The sequence below is a fragment of the Chloracidobacterium sp. genome (genome assembly GCA_015075585.1).
Taxonomy (GTDB): domain Bacteria; phylum Acidobacteriota; class Blastocatellia; order Pyrinomonadales; family Pyrinomonadaceae; genus OLB17.
The window spans coordinates 431,175-451,411 of record JABTUB010000002.1 but is presented as its reverse complement, the minus strand read 5'-3'; the positions used below and the strand labels follow the sequence as shown (position 1 = coordinate 451,411).

At 54.9% G+C, this 20,237-nt stretch carries 15 protein-coding genes; 10 read left to right on the top strand and 5 right to left on the bottom strand.

The window, feature by feature from the left end:
• Positions 1 to 4: 4 nt before the first annotated feature.
• Positions 5 to 1,045 (top strand): glycosyltransferase family 4 protein, encoded by a 1,041-nt coding sequence (locus tag HS105_11020; GenBank protein MBE7517121.1) that lies wholly within the window; start codon positions 5 to 7, stop codon positions 1,043 to 1,045.
• Here the strand turns inward: HS105_11020 and HS105_11015 are convergent.
• Complete coding sequence (locus tag HS105_11015) at positions 1,029 to 2,627, bottom strand: hypothetical protein (GenBank protein ID MBE7517120.1); 1,599 nt, start codon at positions 2,625 to 2,627, stop codon at positions 1,029 to 1,031. The two genes, HS105_11020 and HS105_11015, sit on opposite strands and share 17 nt — an antisense overlap.
• A 158-nt stretch (positions 2,628 to 2,785) precedes the next feature.
• Here HS105_11015 and asnB point away from each other — a divergent pair, with 158 nt between their 5' ends.
• Genes asnB through HS105_10990 form a run of 5 tightly spaced genes read left to right on the top strand, consistent with a single transcriptional unit; the run spans position 2,786 to position 8,402 of the window.
• Positions 2,786 to 4,681 carry an asparagine synthase (glutamine-hydrolyzing) gene (gene asnB / locus HS105_11010; protein MBE7517119.1) on the top strand — a complete coding sequence of 632 codons (1,896 nt, stop codon included), beginning with the start codon at positions 2,786 to 2,788 and terminating at the stop codon, positions 4,679 to 4,681.
• On the top strand, positions 4,678 to 5,682 hold the full coding sequence (locus tag HS105_11005) for a GNAT family N-acetyltransferase (GenBank protein MBE7517118.1): 1,005 nt from the start codon (positions 4,678 to 4,680) through the stop codon (positions 5,680 to 5,682). Before asnB ends, HS105_11005 begins: the two co-directional genes overlap by 4 nt.
• 29 nt (positions 5,683 to 5,711) lie before the next feature.
• A complete protein-coding gene (locus HS105_11000) occupies positions 5,712 to 6,884 on the top strand; it encodes a glycosyltransferase (protein ID MBE7517117.1) in 1,173 nt (390 codons plus the stop codon).
• Positions 6,868 to 7,491, top strand: coding sequence for a YdcF family protein (locus HS105_10995; GenBank protein ID MBE7517116.1), 624 nt, complete (start codon positions 6,868 to 6,870; stop codon positions 7,489 to 7,491). The genes HS105_11000 and HS105_10995 overlap by 17 nt, the downstream gene beginning before the upstream one ends.
• A gap of 41 nt (positions 7,492 to 7,532) precedes the next feature.
• The gene (locus HS105_10990; GenBank protein ID MBE7517115.1) at positions 7,533 to 8,402 is read left to right on the top strand and encodes a class I SAM-dependent methyltransferase; all 870 of its coding nucleotides are present in this window, start codon (positions 7,533 to 7,535) and stop codon (positions 8,400 to 8,402) included.
• Positions 8,403 to 8,405: 3 nt separating this feature from the next.
• Here the strand turns inward: HS105_10990 and HS105_10985 are convergent, their stop codons facing one another.
• Positions 8,406 to 10,844, bottom strand: coding sequence for a protein kinase (locus tag HS105_10985; protein ID MBE7517114.1), 2,439 nt, complete (start codon positions 10,842 to 10,844; stop codon positions 8,406 to 8,408).
• Positions 10,845 to 10,955: 111 nt separating this feature from the next.
• Positions 10,956 to 11,213 (bottom strand): glutaredoxin, encoded by a 258-nt coding sequence (locus HS105_10980; GenBank protein MBE7517113.1) that lies wholly within the window; start codon positions 11,211 to 11,213, stop codon positions 10,956 to 10,958.
• Between the two features lie 80 nt (positions 11,214 to 11,293).
• On the opposite strand from HS105_10980, the gene HS105_10975 reads away from it, so the two are divergent.
• Entirely contained in the window at positions 11,294 to 11,632 is a 339-nt protein-coding gene (locus HS105_10975) for a (2Fe-2S)-binding protein (protein ID MBE7517112.1), read from the top strand.
• Between the two features lie 12 nt (positions 11,633 to 11,644).
• Here the strand turns inward: HS105_10975 and HS105_10970 are convergent, their stop codons facing one another.
• On the bottom strand, positions 11,645 to 11,965 hold the full coding sequence (locus tag HS105_10970; GenBank protein MBE7517111.1) for a hypothetical protein: 321 nt from the start codon (positions 11,963 to 11,965) through the stop codon (positions 11,645 to 11,647).
• Positions 11,966 to 12,095: 130 nt separating this feature from the next.
• Here HS105_10970 and HS105_10965 point away from each other — a divergent pair, with 130 nt between their 5' ends.
• The 3 genes from HS105_10965 to HS105_10955 are packed head-to-tail and all read left to right on the top strand — an operon-like array spanning position 12,096 to position 18,265.
• Positions 12,096 to 13,394 carry an efflux RND transporter periplasmic adaptor subunit gene (locus tag HS105_10965; GenBank protein ID MBE7517110.1) on the top strand — a complete coding sequence of 433 codons (1,299 nt, stop codon included), beginning with the start codon at positions 12,096 to 12,098 and terminating at the stop codon, positions 13,392 to 13,394.
• A 3-nt stretch (positions 13,395 to 13,397) separates the two neighbouring features.
• A complete protein-coding gene (locus HS105_10960; protein ID MBE7517109.1) occupies positions 13,398 to 16,610 on the top strand; it encodes an efflux RND transporter permease subunit in 3,213 nt (1,070 codons plus the stop codon).
• Positions 16,607 to 18,265 carry a TolC family protein gene (locus HS105_10955; protein MBE7517108.1) on the top strand — a complete coding sequence of 553 codons (1,659 nt, stop codon included), beginning with the start codon at positions 16,607 to 16,609 and terminating at the stop codon, positions 18,263 to 18,265. Before HS105_10960 ends, HS105_10955 begins: the two co-directional genes overlap by 4 nt.
• 4 nt (positions 18,266 to 18,269) lie before the next feature.
• On the opposite strand, the gene HS105_10950 is transcribed toward HS105_10955, so the two are convergent.
• Positions 18,270 to 19,823 (bottom strand): type IV pilus twitching motility protein PilT, encoded by a 1,554-nt coding sequence (locus HS105_10950; GenBank protein MBE7517107.1) that lies wholly within the window; start codon positions 19,821 to 19,823, stop codon positions 18,270 to 18,272.
• Positions 19,824 to 20,237: the final 414 nt, after the last annotated feature.

Below are 20,237 nucleotides of genomic sequence, written 5' to 3'. Positions count from 1 at the left end.
ACCGTTGCACATAGTACAACTTGGCCCCGTGCCGCCGCCCGAGGGCGGTGTCAGCCGCAATATGCGCGCCATCGGCGACGAACTCGAACGAAGCGGCCACCGATGCACATTCATTGCGACCACAAAGGGGCCGCCGAGCAGTGAGCCGAATGTGTTCAGGCCACGCTCGCCTATCGCGTTGATCCGCACCTTGCGTTCAATGGAATTCGATGTGCTGCATCTGCATCTGGGTGGCGATATCACGCCGCGTGTGATTGCGCTGGCGCTGGCGTGTGCAGTGTTCGGCGGTAAACGGAAGGTATTGACGATCCATTCAGGTGCTTTTCCTCTCTCCGGGCTTGTGCAAAAGGCAAGGCCGTTCTCGATCGCCGGAATCGTATTTCGAAGATTCTCAAAACTCATCGCGGTCAACGACGCTATCGCTGACGCTTTTCATAAGTTTGGCGTGGCTAAGGAAAAGGTCGAGGTGATCTCGCCGTTCGTGCTTTCGCGGCCCGATCCGAATATAGAGCTTTCGACGCGGCTTAAAGAGGCTGTCGCCGGAGCCGAACCGTTGTTGGTCTCAGTCGGCGGGCTTGAGGCCGATTATCAACCGATGTTTCTTGTCGAGGCGCTGCCGAAGCTGTTGGAGCGTTTCCCGAAAGCCGTGCTAATACTCGTTGGCGACGGCAGCCTGCGTACGCAGGTCGAGGCTCGGATCGCCGATCTTGGACTCTCGGCGGCCGTTGTGCCGGCAGGCAATGTCCCGCATAATGAAACGCTGCATCTGATCGACAAAGCCGACGTATTGCTCCGCACCACGCTTTTTGACGGCGATGCGATCTCTGTTCGTGAGGCCCTGCATCTCGGAACGCCGGTCGTTGCGACCGACAACGGTATGCGCCCCAAAGGGGTGTTTCTCATAAGGAATGGCGATGCTGAAGGGTTGTTCGACGCAGTTGAGCGATCGATCGCGGCAGGCAAATGCGAGTCGTCTGAAAAAGACGACGGCGAGAATATACGCAAGGTCGTCGAGTTATACGTCTCGCTTAGTGTGGCGATGTAGGCGGCAGAGCGCAGCCGAGATCTTTGCCGCCCGTCGCTTTTCCACGATACTTGCTTGTCGGGGAAAGCCTGTAATCGCCCGCCGTGGCGTTCACAAAACCGACATCTGAAATGCTCTGAACGATCATATTGCCCGCGGGAAATGCATGATCGCCGGGGCTGACGCGGTTGAGGTTCATAAAAAGATTGTTGCGGAACATTGCCTTGGCCGAGGCGGAATTCAGATCAATCGGGCCGTGAATGCCGTATTCGCCGTGTCCGACGATATTATCCCGAAAGACAAAGTTCGAGGGTATTTCGCCGTAAAATGTAACGATATTTCCCATGTTGAACGCGGTATTATTCGCGATGGTGATACCGTCGCCCGCCGCAGCCTGTATCAGATAGCCCGAGCCGTCAAATCCGTTGCCGCCCGCTAAATTCAGGAACAGATTATTCTCGATCACAAGGTTTCGCAGTGTGCCGCTCTTCTGCTGATCGTCGTGGCCGAGGATGTTGATGCCGTCGCCCGAGTTTCTGATGATGTTGTCGCGAATGACGACATCTTCGATGGTCGAGAACGGTGCGTGGCCGTCCTGATTGCGTACCGTGATGCGAAATGCTGAGCCTTTGTAGTTATTCTCGATAAGGTTGCCGATGAATTGTACGCGCTTAGCGTTCTTTAGTTCGAAGAGCGTCTTTACCGTAACGCCGGACTTCCAAGCCTCGGGCTTGTTCAGATGATTGCCGCGTATCTCGATGCCGTTCGGCGTAAGGTCGGCACTGTCCGGATCGGAACCGCCGAACATTATGTTCTCGGCGCCGCCTTCAATGTAGTTATTGAGGATCTTAACGTCGCGTGTGCCCGTCCATCCGCAAATGCCCTGCGTCTCTTCGCTCGGCCCGGCAAATCCTTCGATATAGCTGTTCTTAATGACCGATCCGCCGCTGTTCAACGCGATTCCGCGACGAGTGATGCCGTCGGCGGAAGGATGAAGATACGAGCGGTCTATCTCAAGATGATATGGAATGTTAGCGGCTGATTCACCGTTGCCGAAGAGTACGAGATTATAAATATACGACTTTGTCTGTGCCGTGAATTCGATCCCGATGAACCGATAATCATGAGCTCCGTTGACGGCCGTAACCACCGGCTTTTCGCTTCGCGAAACGAGCTTTGCCATGAGCGGCGCATCTTTCGGCGATACTCGTTGATCGACGGGCAGCTGATCTGCCGCAGATGATCGGATCGTAACGGTCTCGGTAAGCGGCTTGTTGGGAAGCGTGATCGGGCCGTAATACGCTGCGCCCGCTTTCAGCTCGATGATGTCGCCGCTTTCGGCCTGAGCAAGCGCGGCCTGCACACTGCCGCCGGGCGGGACGTGAATGATCCGGCCCTTCGAAGTTTGCTCGATCTCAAAGTGCGGGCCGACAATCCCGAATGCTCCCGAATATCTGTCGAATATCAGCAGTCCGGCAGCGGCCGTTACGATAATGAGCATCACAATAGCCGCGGCGCGTATGAGCGGTTTGCGATCGCGCGTCAGTTGTTTCGGTTTTATTTGGACAGCACCTGCGGCCATTTGATCTGCTGCGACGTTCATTTCTGCTTTATAATAGAACGAAAAGCACGGCAAATCCGTGTATTTCGACAGGAAATCGCTGGTATTTTGCCTCAAATCTAGGGTAACATTGAAAGTGCCTCCCGCGGCCGGCAAGTTCACTGCAAAATTGCCCTCATTCTGTCTTTTTACTACAAGATATGTGCGGTATCAACGGCATAGCATATACGACGCGTTCAAAACGCGAGGTCTCGTCGGGTCTTTTGACCCGTATGCGTGACGTGCAGTTTCATCGCGGCCCGGATGACGGCGGTATCTTTATCGACCGCAATATAGGGCTTGGGCATCGGCGGCTTTCTATCGTCGATCCGACTCACGGTATGCAGCCGATGACTCTCGGCGACCTTGTGATCGTTTATAACGGCGAGGTCTATAACCACGCCGAGAGCCGTGCCGATCTCGAAACTCGCGGACACGAGTTCGAGAACCGCAGCGATACCGAAACGATACTTCACCTCTATCGCGAGTACGGACGCGACTGCGTCGAGCATCTTCGCGGAATGTTCGCGTTCGCGATCTGGGACAAAACAAAACGTGAGCTTTTTATAGCGCGCGACCGCCTCGGCGTTAAGCCGCTTTACTATGTATTTGATGCCGACGGTTCGCTGTTCTTCGGGTCGGAGATCAAGACGATCCTTGAAGCGGGCGGCGTGAGGCCCGAGGTGAATTTCAACGCTCTTCCGGATCAATTTGCCAATCACGGCACAAGCGGCGACGAGACACTGTTAGCGGGCGTAAAACGCCTCTTGCCCGGGCATACGCTGCTCTGGCGCGACGGCAGCGTCGATGTGCGCTCGTATTGGGATCTCGAGTTCGAGCCTAAACACCATCCGCAAAGCGATGCCGAATATGTCGAGGAGTGGCGTGATATGTTCCGCCGTTCGGTCGAGTTGAGGCTTATGTCCGATGTGCCGCTGGGAATGTTCCTCTCGGGCGGCATCGATTCGAGCGCCATCGCGGCGATGATGTCAACGATGGTCGATGAGCCTATAAAGACGTTTTCCGTCGCATTCAATGAACGAGAGGCGAACGAGCTTGCATACGCCCGCACGGTCGCTGAGGCTTTCGGAACAGAACACTATGAAGTTACCGTAACACCCGATCAATTCTTTGCGGCCTTGCCTGATCTTGTATGGCACGAGGACGAGCCGATCGGTTTTGTGGCGAGCGTGCCGCTCTACTTTGTATCAAAGCTTGCCCAACGACATGTTAAGGTCGTGCTGACGGGCGAGGGCAGCGATGAGATGCTAGCCGGCTACGGACGCTATGCAAAGGCACTAAAGCTGCTCGATCTCGGCGAGCGGTACGAGAGTCTGACACCGTCATTTGTACGAAGTGCCGTAAAAGGCGGTGTCGCGACGCTGCCGTCACGGTTCGGACAGAAGCTGTCGCGCACGTTCCTGACGCGCACCGCGGACGTCGAGAGTTTGTTCTTTGATAATTTCAGTATATTTTCACGAACGGCCCAAGCTGACCTATTCTCAGCCGGCACGAAGGCAAAGATCAACGACCTGAATCCCTATTCACGCCAAAACAAGTGGCTTGAAACAAGCGATGCTCGAGATATGCTCGATAAGCTGCTCTATGCCGACACAAAGACATATCTGCACGAATTGCTGATGAAACAGGACCAAATGTCGATGGCGGCATCGATCGAAAGCCGCGTTCCGTTTCTCGACCACAAGTTGGCGGAATATTCGGCAAAATTGCCGCGCGAGATGAAACTTCGCGGCGGCACGACCAAGTGGATACTTCGGGAGGCGATGAAGGGTATCCTGCCGCAGGAGATACTCGATCGGCCGAAGATGGGCTTTCCGGTTCCGATCGGACGCTGGTTCCGCGGCGAGTACAAGCATATCGTTGATGAATATGTGCTTGGCGAACGGGCGATGAGCAGGGGCATATTTAACGACGATGCGTTGCGCAAGCTTGTCGCCGAACATAACGCGGGACGCAAACACGATGAGCGCCTTTGGCTCCTCGTTAATTTCGAGATATGGATGCGCCGCTTTATTGATGGTGAGAACGTAAAATGAAGTATCTCATTATCACACGTTTTCCGGAGGGCGAGGTCGCCGAAAGGTGGCAAGCGTTCCTTGCCGAGGCTGAGCTTGCGACGCACTATACGTCGCCGGGTTATTTCACCGACCCATACATAAGAAATGAGAGGTTTGCCGTTGCGGCAGTTGACGATAACGGCATTTTTCATGCGGTCGCAACGGGCGTGATCGAGGCCGGCCGCATCTCGTCCGGGATGTTCTCGCGGCCTCAGCTTACTTTCCGCAAAGGGGCCGACGCCGAGACTGCGGCCGCCGTAATTCTCGAAGGCCTTGAAAGCATGGATGCGGAACTCATTGACCTTTACGCGTGGCGGCAGCTAAGCGGGTTGAATGCGACCGGATCGGCCAGTACTGATGCGACATCGGTCGTTATGCTTGATCTGACAAGAGGCGCGGACACTCTCTTCGCAGGCTTTTCACAAACAAGGCGGAATGAGCTTCGCAAGGCCGAGCGGCAAGGCCTGATCCGAATAAAGGAGCTTGAAAGCGAGGACGAACTTGCGGAGATGTACGACATCCATTGCCGCTGGAACAGGTTGAAAGGCCACGAGCCTGATACGCTTGAACAAATGCGAACGGCGCTCGGTCAGCGTGATAATCGGCGTGTTTTTATCGCTAAAGCGGACGGCCGCGTCGTTGCGGGCAGCTTCTATCGCTTCGTCAAAGGCGGTGTTGTCGAATATGCCGCGAACTTTTCACTTCCCGAATTCCAACGTCTGAGGCCCAATGATGTGATCGGCTGGCATGCGATAAGATGGGCCTGTGAGGGCGGATTTACACATTTCAGCATGGGCGGCTCACATCTGTTCCTGCGGAGGTTCGGCGGCGAGATCGTACGGACGTATCGCTATCGCGTGGACAAGAGCCTTTTCAAGCGGCACGAGCTACGCGAGAATGTGCGCGCGATCGGTGCGAGTGCTTACAGGCGGCTGCCGCAGAATGTTCGCGACCGCGTAAACAAGATACTTTCGAGATAATGACCGCCAATGCCACTGATGTACAACACATGACCGCCGCAGGTGAACTTCGCGGCCGCGACATATTGTGCTTCAGCCACGATTGGACCGGCGACCCGTTATCAAAAACGCATCTTATGCGTGTGCTGGCTCGAGAGAATCGAATACTTTGGGTCAACTCGATAGCCAACCGCATGCCGACGGCCTCAGGCAAGGACGCGTCGCGTATCTATAAGAAAATAAAGAGCTTCTTCGAGCCGGTCCGTGAGATCGAGCCGAATATCTTCGTTCTGAACCCGTTCGCCGTTCCCGCTTACGGCAGCAAAGCAGTTGTCGCCGCGAACCGCCGTTTCTTGATACGTCAGGTCAAGGGGGCGATGCGAAAGCTCGGTTTCCGCGATGTCGTAAATATGGTCTTCAATCCTGCGGCAGGTATGATCGCGGGCCGCCTCGGCGAGAAAGAGCTCATTTACTATTGCGTTGATGAATACACCGCATTTACCGGCAACGCGGCACTTATGGATATTGAAGAAGATCTTTTCCGCAAGAGCGATATCGTTGTCGTTTCGGCAGAAAAGCTCTACGAGTCGAAAAAGCAGTTCAACCGAGAAACATATTTGATCAGACACGGGACGGATTGGCAGCACTTTCACACTGCCGTTGACGGTGGCCTTGAGATTCCGGAAGATGTTGCCGGCCTGCCGCATCCCGTTATCGGTTTTCACGGGCTGCTTGCGGATTGGGTAGATTACGGACTGATAATGAAGGTCGCGGAGCATTTCAGCTCGGGTTCGGTCGTTCTCATCGGCAAGGTCAGCGTTGATGCCGAGCAGAAGATAAAGGTCCTTGACGGCGTTCCTAACATCCATCGCCTCGGGCGTAAACCGTACAGTGAATTGCCTGCGTATTGCGCGGCGTTTGATGTAGCTCTAAATCCTTTTGCGATCAATGAGTTAACTCTGGCGGCAAATCCGCTTAAAGTTCGTGAATACCTCGCCGCCGGATTGCCTGTCGTCTCGACAGACATTCCCGAGGTGCACCAACTCGAAGATTGCCTCATTGGTACCGGCCATGACGATTTTATCGCCAAGATCGAACAGGCGCTCGCGGCGCCGAAGCCTCGCAGCGAAGTGAGCGAACGCATTCGGCATGAGAGTTGGGAATCGAAGATCGAGGAACTCCGTGCCTTGCTTGCAGCGAGAAAAGATGGCAATTCGGAGTAAGGCAATGGCGGTGATAATTTTGGCCGCGGTTATAGGCGTTTGGATAATTGCCGCGCCTTTCTTGGCGAAATTCCTGATCGTCGAAAAGCCGCTGGATCACGCTGATGCGATCATTGTCCTGAGCGGGTCGGCCGTTTATAAGGAACGTACCCGAAAAGCCGCTGAACTGTTCCGCAATGGCCTCGCTCCGATGATATTCATTACGAATGACGGCACAAAAAGCGGCTGGATGAGCGGTGAACAGCGCAACGTTCCGTTCCTCGAACTCGAACAGCGTGAACTCATTGCCGACGGTGTGGCTCCTGATGCGATCTTCATTTTACCGCAACTTGTTGCCGGTACAGATGAAGAAGCAAAAGCCGCCGTTGATGCGGCCGAAGCGTACGGCATCCATTCGCTCATGATAGTTACCTCGGCCTATCATTCAAGGCGTGCGTTGTGGACGTTCGAACGTGAGTTTGCAGGCAAGGACGTCATGATCGGCATTGAGCATCCTGCGGCGGGCATCAATACGCCCCGGCCTGCATATTGGTACCTGAGGCCGCGCGGCTGGCAAATGGTAGCAGGCGAATATGTGAAATTTGCCGTGTATTGGATATTTTATTGAAAGTGGTTTCGCTTGCCTCGAAGCCGCTGCGAGATCTCAAGATGAGTGCCACAATTATTGGAGACGAAAATATTGCGGGGCAGCACAGCGCCGAGGTTGCTGCCGGTGAGCGATTTGAGTTCGGTAAGAACTGGGCTGCATTCCTCAATGTGCTGGACGATGAACGTATAGCCGAGGCTGAACGTTCGCTTCGGAATATGCTCGAGGTCGAAACGCTTGAGGGCAAGACGTTTCTCGATATAGGCTCGGGCAGCGGCCTTTTCTCTCTTGCGGCCCGAAGGCTCGGCGCGCGCGTTCACTCATTCGATTTCGACAGCAATTCATTTGCCTGCACGCAGGAACTCCGGCGGCGTTATTTTCCGGACGACGCAATTTGGCGTGTCGAACAAGGATCGGCGCTCGATCGTGAATACGTTGCATCTCTCGGCACCTTTGACATCGTGTATTCGTGGGGCGTGCTTCACCACACAGGCCGAATGTGGGACGCACTCGAAAACGCTGTGATACCGACAAAGCCGGGCGGCAAATTGTTTATCGCGATCTACAATGACACCGGCAGTCAGGCAAGCCGCTGGCATTGGATCAAGAAGACATACTGCGGCCTGCCGCGTCCGCTAAAGACGCCGTTCGCCGTCGCGGTTTCGCTGCCGGATGAAGTAAAAAGAATGCTCAGCGCGGCTCTCCGTTTGAAGCCTGCCGAGTATATTCATTCGTGGACACGTTATAAGAACGGCCGCGGCATGAATCGCTGGCACGACATAATCGATTGGGTCGGCGGCTTTCCGTATGAGGTTGCGACGGTCGAGGAGATATTCGACTTTTATCGAGCGCGCGGTTTTTCTCTTACAAAAGTTGTAACGAAAGGCGTAGGGCTTGGGTGCAACGAGTTCGTTTTCGAAAGATCGCGTTGACGGTCAGGTCCGGTCGCCGATCTCCATCTTCGCCATCAATTCCGGCCAGCGCTCATCGTCACGAAGCGATCGCAGATTCATATCGTTCTGAAAATACGGGCGGTTCTGGTTTCCGAGCTTTACTGCTTTATTGAGCCACTTAAAGGCGAGATCCTTTTCGCCGAGCAGCGCGTATGCCGACGCGACCCAATACGCCATATCATGATCTGAGCGTGAAACGGCCAAGGCGTCTTCGGTAAGCTGCGCTCTAGCTTCGTCTTCGCGGCCTGCCCCGGCGAGGAATTCTGCCAAGAGCGGTTTTACGCCATCCATTCGTGGATTTTCCTTCAGAACATCGGCAACCATATCGATCGCCCGCCCTTTATCGCCGCGATAATAAAGCACACCGGCACTGAAGATCTTCAGCATCGGGTGATTGGGCTCGACCTTAAAGCCTTTTGCAAGCTCGTGATCTGCCTGATCGAGTTCACCGCGATATATGAAAATTCTTGCACGATTGTAGGCAGCTACGGCCTTCGCCGCGGGATCGAGACGGGCGAGCTTTTCAAATGCCTTAAGTGAGTCGTCGTACTCGCCGTCCAGTCGGTGCATAACGCCTTTGACGAAATAAAGTGCCGCATCGTTCGGAAACTGTTTCTGAAGGAGTTCGATCTCGCTGCGGGCCTTTTTCTTTTCACCGCGTGCCATGTAAATAAGCACCATTAGAACGCGGGCCTCGACGACGTTCTGATCGTAAAAGAACGCCTTGCTGAACGCGGCTTCGGCGTAAGAATAGTCTTCCGGTACGCCAAGCCCTTTGAAGAAGCGATTCGCGTAACATGCCCCGAGGCCGCTGTATGCCAACGCAAAATGCGGGTCAAGCTCGATCGCCCGTTTGAAGTTGGCTATCGCTGCGTCGCAATCATCTGCATCTATGGTGCGGAAAATGAATCGGCCGAAATTGTCGCGGCCACGCAGATATTCCTCCCACGCCTCGGCATTGTCGGTTGCACGGCGGTTTAGCTTTTCCGCCTCAAGGTCGGTAAGCTCGAGCCGCAGCCCTTCGAGGATGTGCTGTGCGATCTCATCCTGCAGTGCGAGGATGTCGCTGCCTTGGGCATCTATTCGGTCGCTCCATAGTATATTGCCCGATACGACATCGAGAAGCTGTGCGGTTACACGCAGTTTTTCACCTGAACGAATGAACCCGGCCGAAAGCACGGCGTGTACGCGCATCTCCTTACCGGCTTCACGAGGGTCATAGTCTTTGCCCTGATACCTTGCAATGACGGAACTCGGACGCACCACTATCGAGCGTATCCTTGCAAGCTCGGTGATCACGGCGTCAGCAAGTGCGAATTCATAGAACGCAGATGCCGCATCTTGCCCCAAATTCTTAAAAGGCAATATGGCAACACTCTTTTTTTCGCCCGTCGAAGTGACCGAAATATCCGGCCCGAGTGACGGCGGATTCGTTACGCTTGGTGCTGAGACCGATGCTGACGGCGGTTCGGGCGACGACCTGCCGGTAAACCAATTAAGCATTCTTTTTACCTTGCTGCCGTCAGCGTGGACGGGCTTGAACGTCTCGCCCGGCATAAGCTGCGGGCCTGCGATCGACCGAAGGAGGTTGCGAAGGTCATCACGCATTGATGTGATCTTCTGATAGCGGTCCTTTGGATCCTTCGCAAGAGCCTTATCGACAATTCTCTGAAGTTCGGGAGGAACCGGTTCGCGACGCTGGTCGGAGAGCGGCTTCGGCGTTCCGTAAAGCACCTGATGCCGCACGTCTATGACCGTCTTGCCTTGGAATGCCCAGATGCCGGTTACCATCTCATACAGTAACACGCCGGTCGAGAAAATATCGCTCCGCTGATCGGCGCGCTCACCGCGTGCCTGCTCGGGGGCTGCGTAAGTTGCCGTACCGTAAGGTATTCCAAGCTCGGTTATTTCGGTCTTTTCGTGGCCTTCGGTAAGGGATGCCTGCTCGTCCTCGACAAGTTTTGCAAGCCCGAAGTCAAGGATCTTTGCCTGGCCTGCCGTTGTTACCATCACGTTGCCGGCCTTGATGTCGCGATGGATGATGCTCTTTGAGTGGGCATACGCGAGAGCATCGGCCACCTGTATCGCTATCGACAATGCGCTTTTGAGTTCAAGCGGACGGCCCGAGACCAATTGCCTTACGTTCTTGCCGTCCACATACTGCATTGCGATGTAGAACATGCCGTTGGCTTCGTTGAAGTCATAGATCGTGCAGATGTTCGGATGGTCGAGCTGTGAGCAGAGCTGTGCCTCACGTTCGAAGCGCTTGAAGTTGGCGGTCTTTTGTGTCAACTCCGGCGGGAGTACCTTGACGACGGCAGTGCGGTTGAGTTTTGTGTCGAGGGCCTTGTACACAGTGCCCTGGCCGCCGGAACCGATCTTTTCGACGATCTTGTACTGGTCGATCTTCGAACCGATCATATTTTCATCAGAGCGTTGCATATCAGCCAAACAGTATTTTCTTTCGGAAGAAGGTCAGTCTGCCCGAACCACCTTCACCATACCACGCGGACATGACCACGGCCGATCTTCTCATTCGCCCTGCATGGCTGACGGAATGTAGATCGTGCAGCCTCTGGGAGGATCGCCCCAACCGGACGCTGCGTATTTTCCATCCTCTATGATGCACGGCACGGTCGGATCGCCGTTCGCAAACTTCAGCATTTCTTCGAGCCGTGCCTGGTCATTCTGTGCATCGTATTCGGTGAAGTCAATGCCGTTCGCGATGTAATGATCTATCGCTTTCCGACAATATGGGCAGTCGGGCTTCGTGTACAATACTATCGACATTGATTAGAACTTACACTTTTTCTAAAAGATTATCTAGCCCCGCATTGGAAACACCTGTGGTTTTAGAATATCTTTTCGATATGGCCGAGTTCGAATTCATTGCGCCTTACGAAAAACTCATCGAGATCGACATCCTTGGCAGGAAACATCTTGTTCCGGAGAATAATTCTCTGCTTCGCTGCCTACAATATCTTTCGGTAGAAAGCATTTCATACGGAAATTTCTGCTGGAACGGAGAGTGTCTCAACTGCCAGGTCTGGCTGCGAACTGACGACAAGGAAAAAGCGGTGATCGCCTGTCGTACAATTGCAAGCGAAGGCATGGAGATCGTCAGGCTCTCGCAGCACATTGAGCTTGAATTCAAAGGCCGGCAAGGCCCCGAACTCATCGAAGATCAAGGCCCCGCAGCCCAAAGCTAGTTGAGCAAAAGGTCAGTATTTAGGCACGCTCGGGTCAACGTCAGAAGACCATGCAATGATGCCGCCTGCCAAATTCTTGAGCGTTCCCGTATAGCCGCATCGTTTCAGGATCTCGATCGCTTGAGCACTTCGCCCGCCCATTTTACAGTGAATGACCGCTTCACGGCCGGGATCCAGCTCATTCATCCTGGCGACGATCTCACCGAGCGGTATCAGCTTTGAGCCTTCGATCCTTGCGTAGGCATATTCATCAGGTTGGCGAACATCGATCAGCTGCAGATCGCTGCGATCTTCGATCATTGATTTCAGTTCAATAGCGGTTATTTCATGCATCTTATTATTTCAACAATAGTAGAGTTTAACATTTTCGAGAGGGCACTTCCGCAAGCCCTGCTTGACAAAAATTTACAATAACACAGTCCACGAGTGTCCCAAACTGTAATAGACTGAGTGTTTAAAGACGATGACTATGTTGAGACAGGGCACCGGTTTCTTGACTCTTTTGACCTTTATTACGCTGTTGACGGGATGCGGCTGGTTAAGCGGCGGCAAATCTCAGCCAAAAGCTAATTCTGATGACAACAAACCGGGCGTCACCATAACGGTCGCCAAAAGTGAGGGCCGCGAGGTCGCATCGACCATCCAGGCCACAGGCAGCCTCGTCGCCTTTGACACTTCTGATGTCGCCCCGAAGGTCTCTGGCAAGGTTATCAACATATCGGTCGAGGTAGGGCAATACGTTCGCAGCGGCACGGTTCTCGCGAAACTCGATGACAGCGGCCCGCGTTTGAGCCTAGCATCTGCGAGGGCTTCGGTCAGACAGGCTGAGGCGAACGTGCGTCAAGCAGAAGCCAGGCTCGGGCTGCACAATGGCGGACAATTCAATGCCTCGACCGTGCCGGAGGTAAGCGCGGCAAACGCGGCATATCAACAAGCGCTAGCCGAACTGAAACAAGCCGAAGCAAACGAGAGCCGCTACCGCGACCTCGCAAAGAGCGGCGACGTGTCGATGGTCGTGTATGAAGGCTACCGCACGACACGTGATACCGCTCGCGCACGGGCGAACGCCGCAAAGGAACAGATGAACTCGGCGATCAATACGGCGCGGCAGAGTGACCAAGCGATAGCAAGTGCCCGTGCAAGCGTTCAAACTGCAAAGGCAAACGCTGATATCGCAGAAAAGGCTGTCGCTGACACTGTGATCCACGCACCGTTCGCGGGCTATATCGGAAGCCGGCCGACGGCGGTCGGTGAGTTCGTTTCCACGGCGTCTGTCGTCGCGAGCATACTGCGTACCGACCCGATCAAGGTTCAGATCCAAGTGCCGGAGGCCGATGTGCCGTATCTTGCGGTCGGCCGTGGTGTCTCGCTGCAGATCGATGCTTACAAAGATAGAAAATTCGCCGGATCCGTGTCTGCGATCGAGCCGAGCCTCGATGTGAATTCGCGGGCGGTGATCGTCGAAGCGACCGTTCCGAATGGCGACAATGCTTTGCGGCCCGGAATGTTCGTAACGGCTCAGATATCGCGCCAAGGCGGCGCTGCGGGCGTATTTGTACCGAAGGCTGCTGTTATGCGTGACCCGACGACGGCGTCGTATCGGGTGTTCGTAATTGAGGATGGCTCGGCAAAGCTGCGTGTCGTGCAGCTTGGTATCGAAGAAGGCGATGTGTTCCAGATACTCTCCGGCGTGAATGCTGATGAGACCGTTGCTACCAGCAACCTCGACCAGCTTTATGAAGGGGCAAGGGTAAGCTACTGATCTATGCAATGGTTAGCCGAGATCTGTGTTCATCGTCCGGTCTTTGCGACCGTGATCGTGTTGTTTCTGACCGTTGTCGGCGGATTCAGTTTCTTCACGCTCGGCGTCGACCGCTTTCCTAAGATCGACCTGCCGACCATTTCGGTTTCCACGAGTAATTCAGGTGCCGCTCCCGCTGAGATGGAGAGCGAGGTGACCGATCCGATCGAAGGTGTGCTGAACACCGTTCCGGGCATCGATGAGATGCGTTCGACGTCCTCTCGCGGATCGTCCAACATTACGCTCACGTTCAACCTGGAAAAGAATCCCGACCAAGCCTTCCAAGAGGTGCAGCAGAAGCTCAGCACCGTCGTTTACCGGCTTCCCGAAGATGCCGATCCGCCGGTTGCGAGAAAGAGCGATCCGGATTCGGCTCCGGTTTTGATGTATTCCATCAGCTCTTCGCGCAGTGTGCAGGAGCTCAGCGATCTTGTTCAGGTCTTGATACAGGAGAAGGTTCAGTCTGCCGACGGCGTTGGCGAGGCGGTCATTTTCGGTGCAAGGCCGACGCAGATCAAGCTTTATATCGACCCTGACCGTCTTAGAGCGTACAACCTTTCCGTAACGCAGGTTACGGCGGCCGTCTCTGCACAGAATCAGGAACTGCCGGGCGGAACGCTTGTTGAGGGAGCAAAAACGGTCGGCCTGCGAACACTCAGCAAACTGACGCAGGTCGATGAATTCAATGACATCGTAATTGCAAACAAGAACGGCTTTCCGGTCAAGTTCAAAGATATCGGGCGTGTGCAGGAGGTCGGTGCCGATCCGACCAATACACTTTCGCTTGACGGAATGCCGTCGGTTGCCCTTGCGATCCGTAAACAGTCGGGCGCGAATACGGTCGCATTGATCCGTAACGTAAAGTCGCGCATGGCGGATATAATCCCGACACTGCCAAAGGATTTCAAAGTGGCGATCGTTCGGGATCAGTCCGATTTTATCGAGACGTCGCTCCACGCGATCGAGGAACACCTGGTGCTCGGCGCTTTGTTCGCTGCGATCGTGGTATTCCTGTTCCTCTGGAATTTTCGTTCGACGATCATTTCCGCGCTCGCCATTCCGACGTCGATCATCGCTGCTTTTGCTTTGATCGCCGCGATGGGCTACTCGCTGAATCAAATGACGATGCTCGCACTGACGCTGATGGTCGGCATTGTTATTGACGATGCCATAGTCGTGCTTGAGAACATCTACCGCTTTGTCGAAGAGAAGGGAATGGACCCATTCCGCGCGGCGGTTGAAGGCACACGTGAGATCGGCCTTGCTGTGCTTGCGACAACGCTGAGCCTGCTCGCGGTATTCATTCCGGTCGGCTTTATGACCGGTATCGTCGGACGTTTTATGTCATCGTTCGGCCTGACGTCTGCGGCCGCGATCGCTGTGTCGCTGATCGTTTCGTTCACGCTTACGCCGATGCTTGCGGCCCGCTGGATCAAGAAAAAGGAACCGGACACTGCGGCGCCCGCCGATCACGATGGTGATCCTTCCGAGACACAAACGCACCACAACAGCAAGGGCGGATGGTTTTACAGCAAGGTTGACACGACCTATACATGGCTGCTGCGTCTCGCAATGCGGTTCCGATGGGCTGTTGTGCTTGTGTGCGTCGCGACGGTTGCCTCGATCGTTCCGCTCTATAAGTTCGTCGGAATGTCCTTCCTGCCCGATGAGGATGAATCGATCTTTCAGGTCAATGTCCGCGGCCCGCAAGGTACTTCTCTCGCAGCTACCCAGTCGCTGTTGGATCGCATCGCACGCGATGTCAGGGAAAAGCTGCCCGGACTTAAGAATACAACCGTGAACGCAGGCGGCTTCGGCGGTGGCGGCAGCAGCGGCAACAGCGGAAGCGTTAGCGTCAGCCTTGTACCTGTCGGCGAGCGAAGCCAAAGCCAGACACAACTTATTGCGATGGTTCGCAATATGGTCAAGCCGTATCAGAGCAAGGATTGGCGCATCAACGTATCGGCAACGTCATCCATAGCGCAGGGCATCGGCCTCGGCCGCGGCGGCTCCGGCATCGGCTACTACATATCGGGGCCCGATATGAACATGCTGAATACATACGCCGATCAGCTTGTCGAGCGAATGAAGCAGGATGACACATTCCGCGACCCCGATAACTCCGTCGATCCCGGAACACCCGAGGTTCAATTCAATATAGACCGCACGCGGGCTGCAGATCTTGGTGTGAGCGCCACGGATATCGCGAGGGCGCTCAATATCGCGGCGGCGGGCCAACGTGTTTCGACGTTCGGCGAAGGTACTCAACAGTTCGATGTGATTGTACAGGCCGATGAGAAGTTCCGCCGTTCGCGTCAGAACCTCCAATATTTCACCGTTGCGTCAAGCAAGGGAACACCTGTAAGCCTCGACCGTCTCGTTACAATGGTCGAGTCGCGAAGTCCGGCATCTATCGCCCGCCTTAATAGACAGCGTGTCGTAACAATTTCGTCGGGCCTGCCGCCGAACACGTCAGAGGCCGATGCTGTAACGAAGCTCGCGGGGTTCGTTAAGGATCTCAATATGCCGGCCGAGTATTCGAGCGGCGTGCAAGGGCAATCAAAGGAGCTTCAGCGTGCGTACAGCTCGTTCATGCTCGCATTCCTGTTGTCATTCGTCTTTATGTATCTTGTGCTTGCGGCGCAGTTCGAGTCGTTCATTCATCCGATCACGATCCTGCTGACGCTGCCGCTCGCAGTTCCGTTCGCATTGATCTCAACCGCGATAGCCGGCCAAACGCTTAATATATTCTCGGCCCTCGGCATCCTGCTGCTCTTTGGCGTGGTGAAGAAGAATGCCATTTTGCAGATAGACCATACTAATACACTGCGCGCCCACGGGCTTTCACGATACGATGCCATCATTCAGGCTAACCGTGACCGCCTACGCCCGATCTTGATGACGACGATCGCTCTCGTCGCGGGAATGATCCCGCTGGTGGTCGCAAGCGGAGCGGGTGCGGCGACAAATCGTTCGATCGGCATTTTGGTCGTCGGCGGACAATCGCTCTGCCTGTTGCTTACGCTGCTGGCGGTGCCGGTCTTCTATTCACTATTTGACGACCTGCAGGAGACCGCTCTCTGGCGAAAGGCGGCAGGCGGCGCAGGCAGCGTGTTTTCAAAGCTCAGGCGGCCAAAAGCCCCAGAGTCCGTTGATGATCGGGAGGAAGCCGCTTGACGCACAAGGTTCGCTGTTTTTCGAAGATCCTGCTCCTCGGTTCGCTCCTCGCGGCAAGTGCAGCAGCACAAACGCCTGCGCCGACGGCAACACCTGACGACGATGTCGTCATTCAGCAGGTCAAGCCGGCTCTTCAACGGCCGATGCCGGATGTTTCGCGCGCGGGTGTTGAGGCATCTGATGAACTGCCGCTTACACTTCAGCAAGCCATCGAGATGGCGTTGCAGAACAATAATGATATCGATTCTTCGCGTAACGACGTTGCGATCTCCGAGTTCAATCTTCGAGGTTCCCGCGGCATATACGATCCTCTTGTCAGTTCGCAGAATTATTACGAGAGTCGGACCACACCGACCGCATCGACCATCGGCGGTGCTGTCAACGGTGCGGTAGGACAGCGACAATTCCTTTCTGACCTAGGAGTTTCGGGCTTTTCACCCAAATTCGGCGGATCGTACAGTGCGGTTCTGACAAGTTCACGTGCCAATACGACGAACCGCAACGCAACTCTCAATCCGCAATACCCGACGTCACTTGTCGTAACATATACTCAGCCCTTATTCAGGAATCGCAGGATCGACAATAATCGACGCCAGATAGCCATTGCAAAAAAGAATGTCGAACTGTCCGATGCGGCCCTCAAGCTGAAGGCCATCGATGTCGTTACATCGGTCGAACAGGCATATTGGCAGCTTACGTTCGCACTAAAGAATCTTCAGATCCAGATCGATACGCTCAAGCAGGCGAGAGAACAGCTTGAAAGCAACCGCAGGCTTGTCGAGAAAGGAGCACTCGCACCGATCGAGATCGTGGCGGCGACCGCACAGATCGCTAATTTTGAACAGCTTGTTTACACGGCGCAGGAAACGGTAACCCGTTCCGAAAATGCGTTAAAGACATTGTTGCTGCCCGACAACACAGCGGCGGAGTGGTCGCGGGCGCTCATTCCCGTTTCGCAAGTATCGCTATCGGTGCCGCATGTCGGGTTCGACGTCGCACGAACCGAGGCTTTCCAGAATCGCGTTGAATTAGAGCAGCTCGCTGATAACGAAGAGATAAACAGCATTAATCTTAAGTACTATAAAAACCAGACAAAGCCGCAGATCGATCTTTTCAGCACCTACACATCATCGGGCCTCGCGGGTACGCCGCGAGCGAATGCTTCGGGAACGTCGAGTGTCCCCGACAACCTGCACGGCGGCTATTTCAAATCGTTCGGCAATCTTCTCCAACAGGAATATCCGACCTATCGTGTCGGTATTCAGATCGGATTTCCGATAGGCAACCACACCGCGAAGGCCAATCTCGGACGAACGCTTGTCGAGGGCGATAAGCTTAAGAATATCCGCGCCCAAACCGAGCAGGCGATCGAGGCTGATGTCCGAAATGCGATCCAGGCCCTTCGTTCGGCGGAGTCGCGGCTCGCATCGGCGGTTGCGGCGAGACAAGCGGCCGAAGAGCTTTACGACAGCGAGCAGCGGCAGTTCCGCGCCGGAATTACCACCTTCTATTTGGTTACGCAGCGGCAAACCGACCTGCTGGCGGCCCGCGGCCGCGAACTGCAGGCACAGACCGATCTCAATATTGCGATATCGGTCTTTCGGCGGTCGATCGGCGAAACGCTGTCACACAACAACATTACCGTTCTGAAATGATCCGTTATAGCGAGAAACCGCCGCGTTGCAGCAGTGTCTCGAATCCTGTTTTGTCAACCGCCTTAATGTACGCATCACGCGGCTCGACGAGGCCGTTCTTTACATGCTCGAAGAGGGCGTCGTTAAGCATCACCATTCCGTGATTCTTGCCGGTCTGCATTGCCGACGGTATCTGGAACGTCTTGCCTTCGCGGATCAGGTTCGAGATAGCAGGCGTTACGATCAGGACTTCGAGTGCAGCCACGCGGCCGCCTCCTTTCTTTGGCAGCAGTGTCTGGGCTATCACACCTTTTAGAGATTCGGACAACATTACGCGTATCTGCTGCTGCCTGTCCGCAGGGAATTGATCGATGATGCGGTCAACCGTCGATGCGGCGGTTGTCGTGTGCAGCGTACCGAAGACCAAGTGGCCTGTCTCGGCTGTTTCGATGGCGATCGAGATCGTCTCGAGGTCACGCATTTCACCGACGAGCAGGATGTCCGGGTCTTCGCGCAATGCGGCCCGAAGAGCATCCTTGAACGAATCGGTGTGATTGTGCACCTCGCGCTGGTTAACAAGGCATTTCTGATTTTCGTGTACAAATTCGATCGGGTCTTCGATCGTGATTATGTGGTCTTCGCGTGTCTTATTGATCGAATCGACCATTGCACACAGCGTTGTTGATTTGCCCGAACCGGTCGGCCCTGTTACGACGACGAGGCCCTTGGACAAAGCACAAAGGTCCATTATCGCTTTTGACAGCCCGAGCTGCTCGGCGGTCAATATCTTGCTGGGGATGATGCGAAAAACGGCACCCATACCCTTCCGATCCATGAACACATTACAGCGGAAGCGGGCGAGGCCGACGATCTCGTAAGCAAAATCCGTATCATGCCTTGCCTCGAATTCTTCTCGGTTCTTGTCCGGCATTATCGAGGTTAACAGTGCCCGCATTGTCTCGGGTGTGATCACCGCTTCGTTTTCATTGATCGCGCACATTTTACCGTCCTTGCGGATCATCGGCGGCATCGAGACCGAAAGGTGCAGGTCCGACGCGCCCGCTTCTGCCATTTGACGGAAGAGAGCGTCCATACGTTCCTGCATCGAAAGTTCGACGACCGGTGCGGTCTCGGCCGGCGCATATGACGGCGGCCACGGCTCTGATGCCGCGTTATCGATCGGCATTTCAGTTCCGAGGTCGGCCGCGGGGAACATCGGGGCATCGTATCCCGGCTCGGCGTAATCATCACGGCGGCCCGGCGGTTCATAGGTTGATGTATCCGAGAATACGGTCTCGAATGACGGGTCATTTGCGGATACTATCTCGACATCCGCCGAAGGGTCGTACTCGGCGGCAGGCATCGGCTGGCTGTTCAGCATATCCTCCAGCGAGGCTGTCGGGGCCGCAACCGATTCGGTGTATTCGTAGGCAGCGGATGAGCTTTCGAATTCATAGGTCGGCGTCGAAACGGCATCGGGGGAAGGTGAACCCGCAGTTACGCTTACCTCAACATCGCCGCCGAATGAGTGGCGCGCGGAAGCCGCCGAGTTTGTTCCCGGATCGGTCGCCGAAGCCATCGTCGGTCGGATCGTTACGTTAAAGCCGGCGGGCGATTTTTTTACGACAAAGTTAAAATTACCCAGATTATTCGCATGTACGAACTCGACCTCGCTGCTGTGCGGCAATTTTGCACGCACATTGGGCGGGATAAGCGGAAAGACCATCATACTGATCTGTGTCGAAAGGATCGGCACAGTGCTGAGGTCTCGCGAAACATCGGCTGAGATCAGATAAGGGTTGCGTGCGGGTTCGAGGTGCAATTCGTCGCTGCACGATGACAGAAGGGCCGACAGGTACTCGTTCAGTTTCTCCATGGTTCAGTAGCCGGGGTCGAGGAAGGACAGGGCCGTTTGCTCTGCAAAAAGTGGCAGTGCCGCAAGGCACCGCTCTTGCAGAATAACACAGTTAAACTGCGTTTGTCATTAGATTTT

Coding starts and splice junctions, on each gene's coding strand:
- HS105_10960 (MBE7517109.1), top strand. CDS start 13,398: ATGCAATGGTTAGCCGAGATCTGTGTTCATCGTCCGGTCTTTGCGACC.
- HS105_10980 (MBE7517113.1), bottom strand. CDS start 11,213: ATGTCGATAGTATTGTACACGAAGCCCGACTGCCCATATTGTCGGAAA.
- HS105_11005 (MBE7517118.1), top strand. CDS start 4,678: ATGAAGTATCTCATTATCACACGTTTTCCGGAGGGCGAGGTCGCCGAA.
- HS105_10985 (MBE7517114.1), bottom strand. CDS start 10,844: ATGATCGGTTCGAAGATCGACCAGTACAAGATCGTCGAAAAGATCGGT.
- HS105_10965 (MBE7517110.1), top strand. CDS start 12,096: ATGACTATGTTGAGACAGGGCACCGGTTTCTTGACTCTTTTGACCTTT.
- HS105_11000 (MBE7517117.1), top strand. CDS start 5,712: ATGACCGCCGCAGGTGAACTTCGCGGCCGCGACATATTGTGCTTCAGC.
- HS105_10970 (MBE7517111.1), bottom strand. CDS start 11,965: ATGCATGAAATAACCGCTATTGAACTGAAATCAATGATCGAAGATCGC.
- HS105_10950 (MBE7517107.1), bottom strand. CDS start 19,823: ATGGCTTCGGCGACCGATCCGGGAACAAACTCGGCGGCTTCCGCGCGC.
- asnB (MBE7517119.1), top strand. CDS start 2,786: ATGTGCGGTATCAACGGCATAGCATATACGACGCGTTCAAAACGCGAG.
- HS105_10975 (MBE7517112.1), top strand. CDS start 11,294: ATGGCCGAGTTCGAATTCATTGCGCCTTACGAAAAACTCATCGAGATC.
- HS105_10995 (MBE7517116.1), top strand. CDS start 6,868: ATGGCAATTCGGAGTAAGGCAATGGCGGTGATAATTTTGGCCGCGGTT.
- HS105_11015 (MBE7517120.1), bottom strand. CDS start 2,627: ATGAACGTCGCAGCAGATCAAATGGCCGCAGGTGCTGTCCAAATAAAA.
- HS105_10990 (MBE7517115.1), top strand. CDS start 7,533: ATGAGTGCCACAATTATTGGAGACGAAAATATTGCGGGGCAGCACAGC.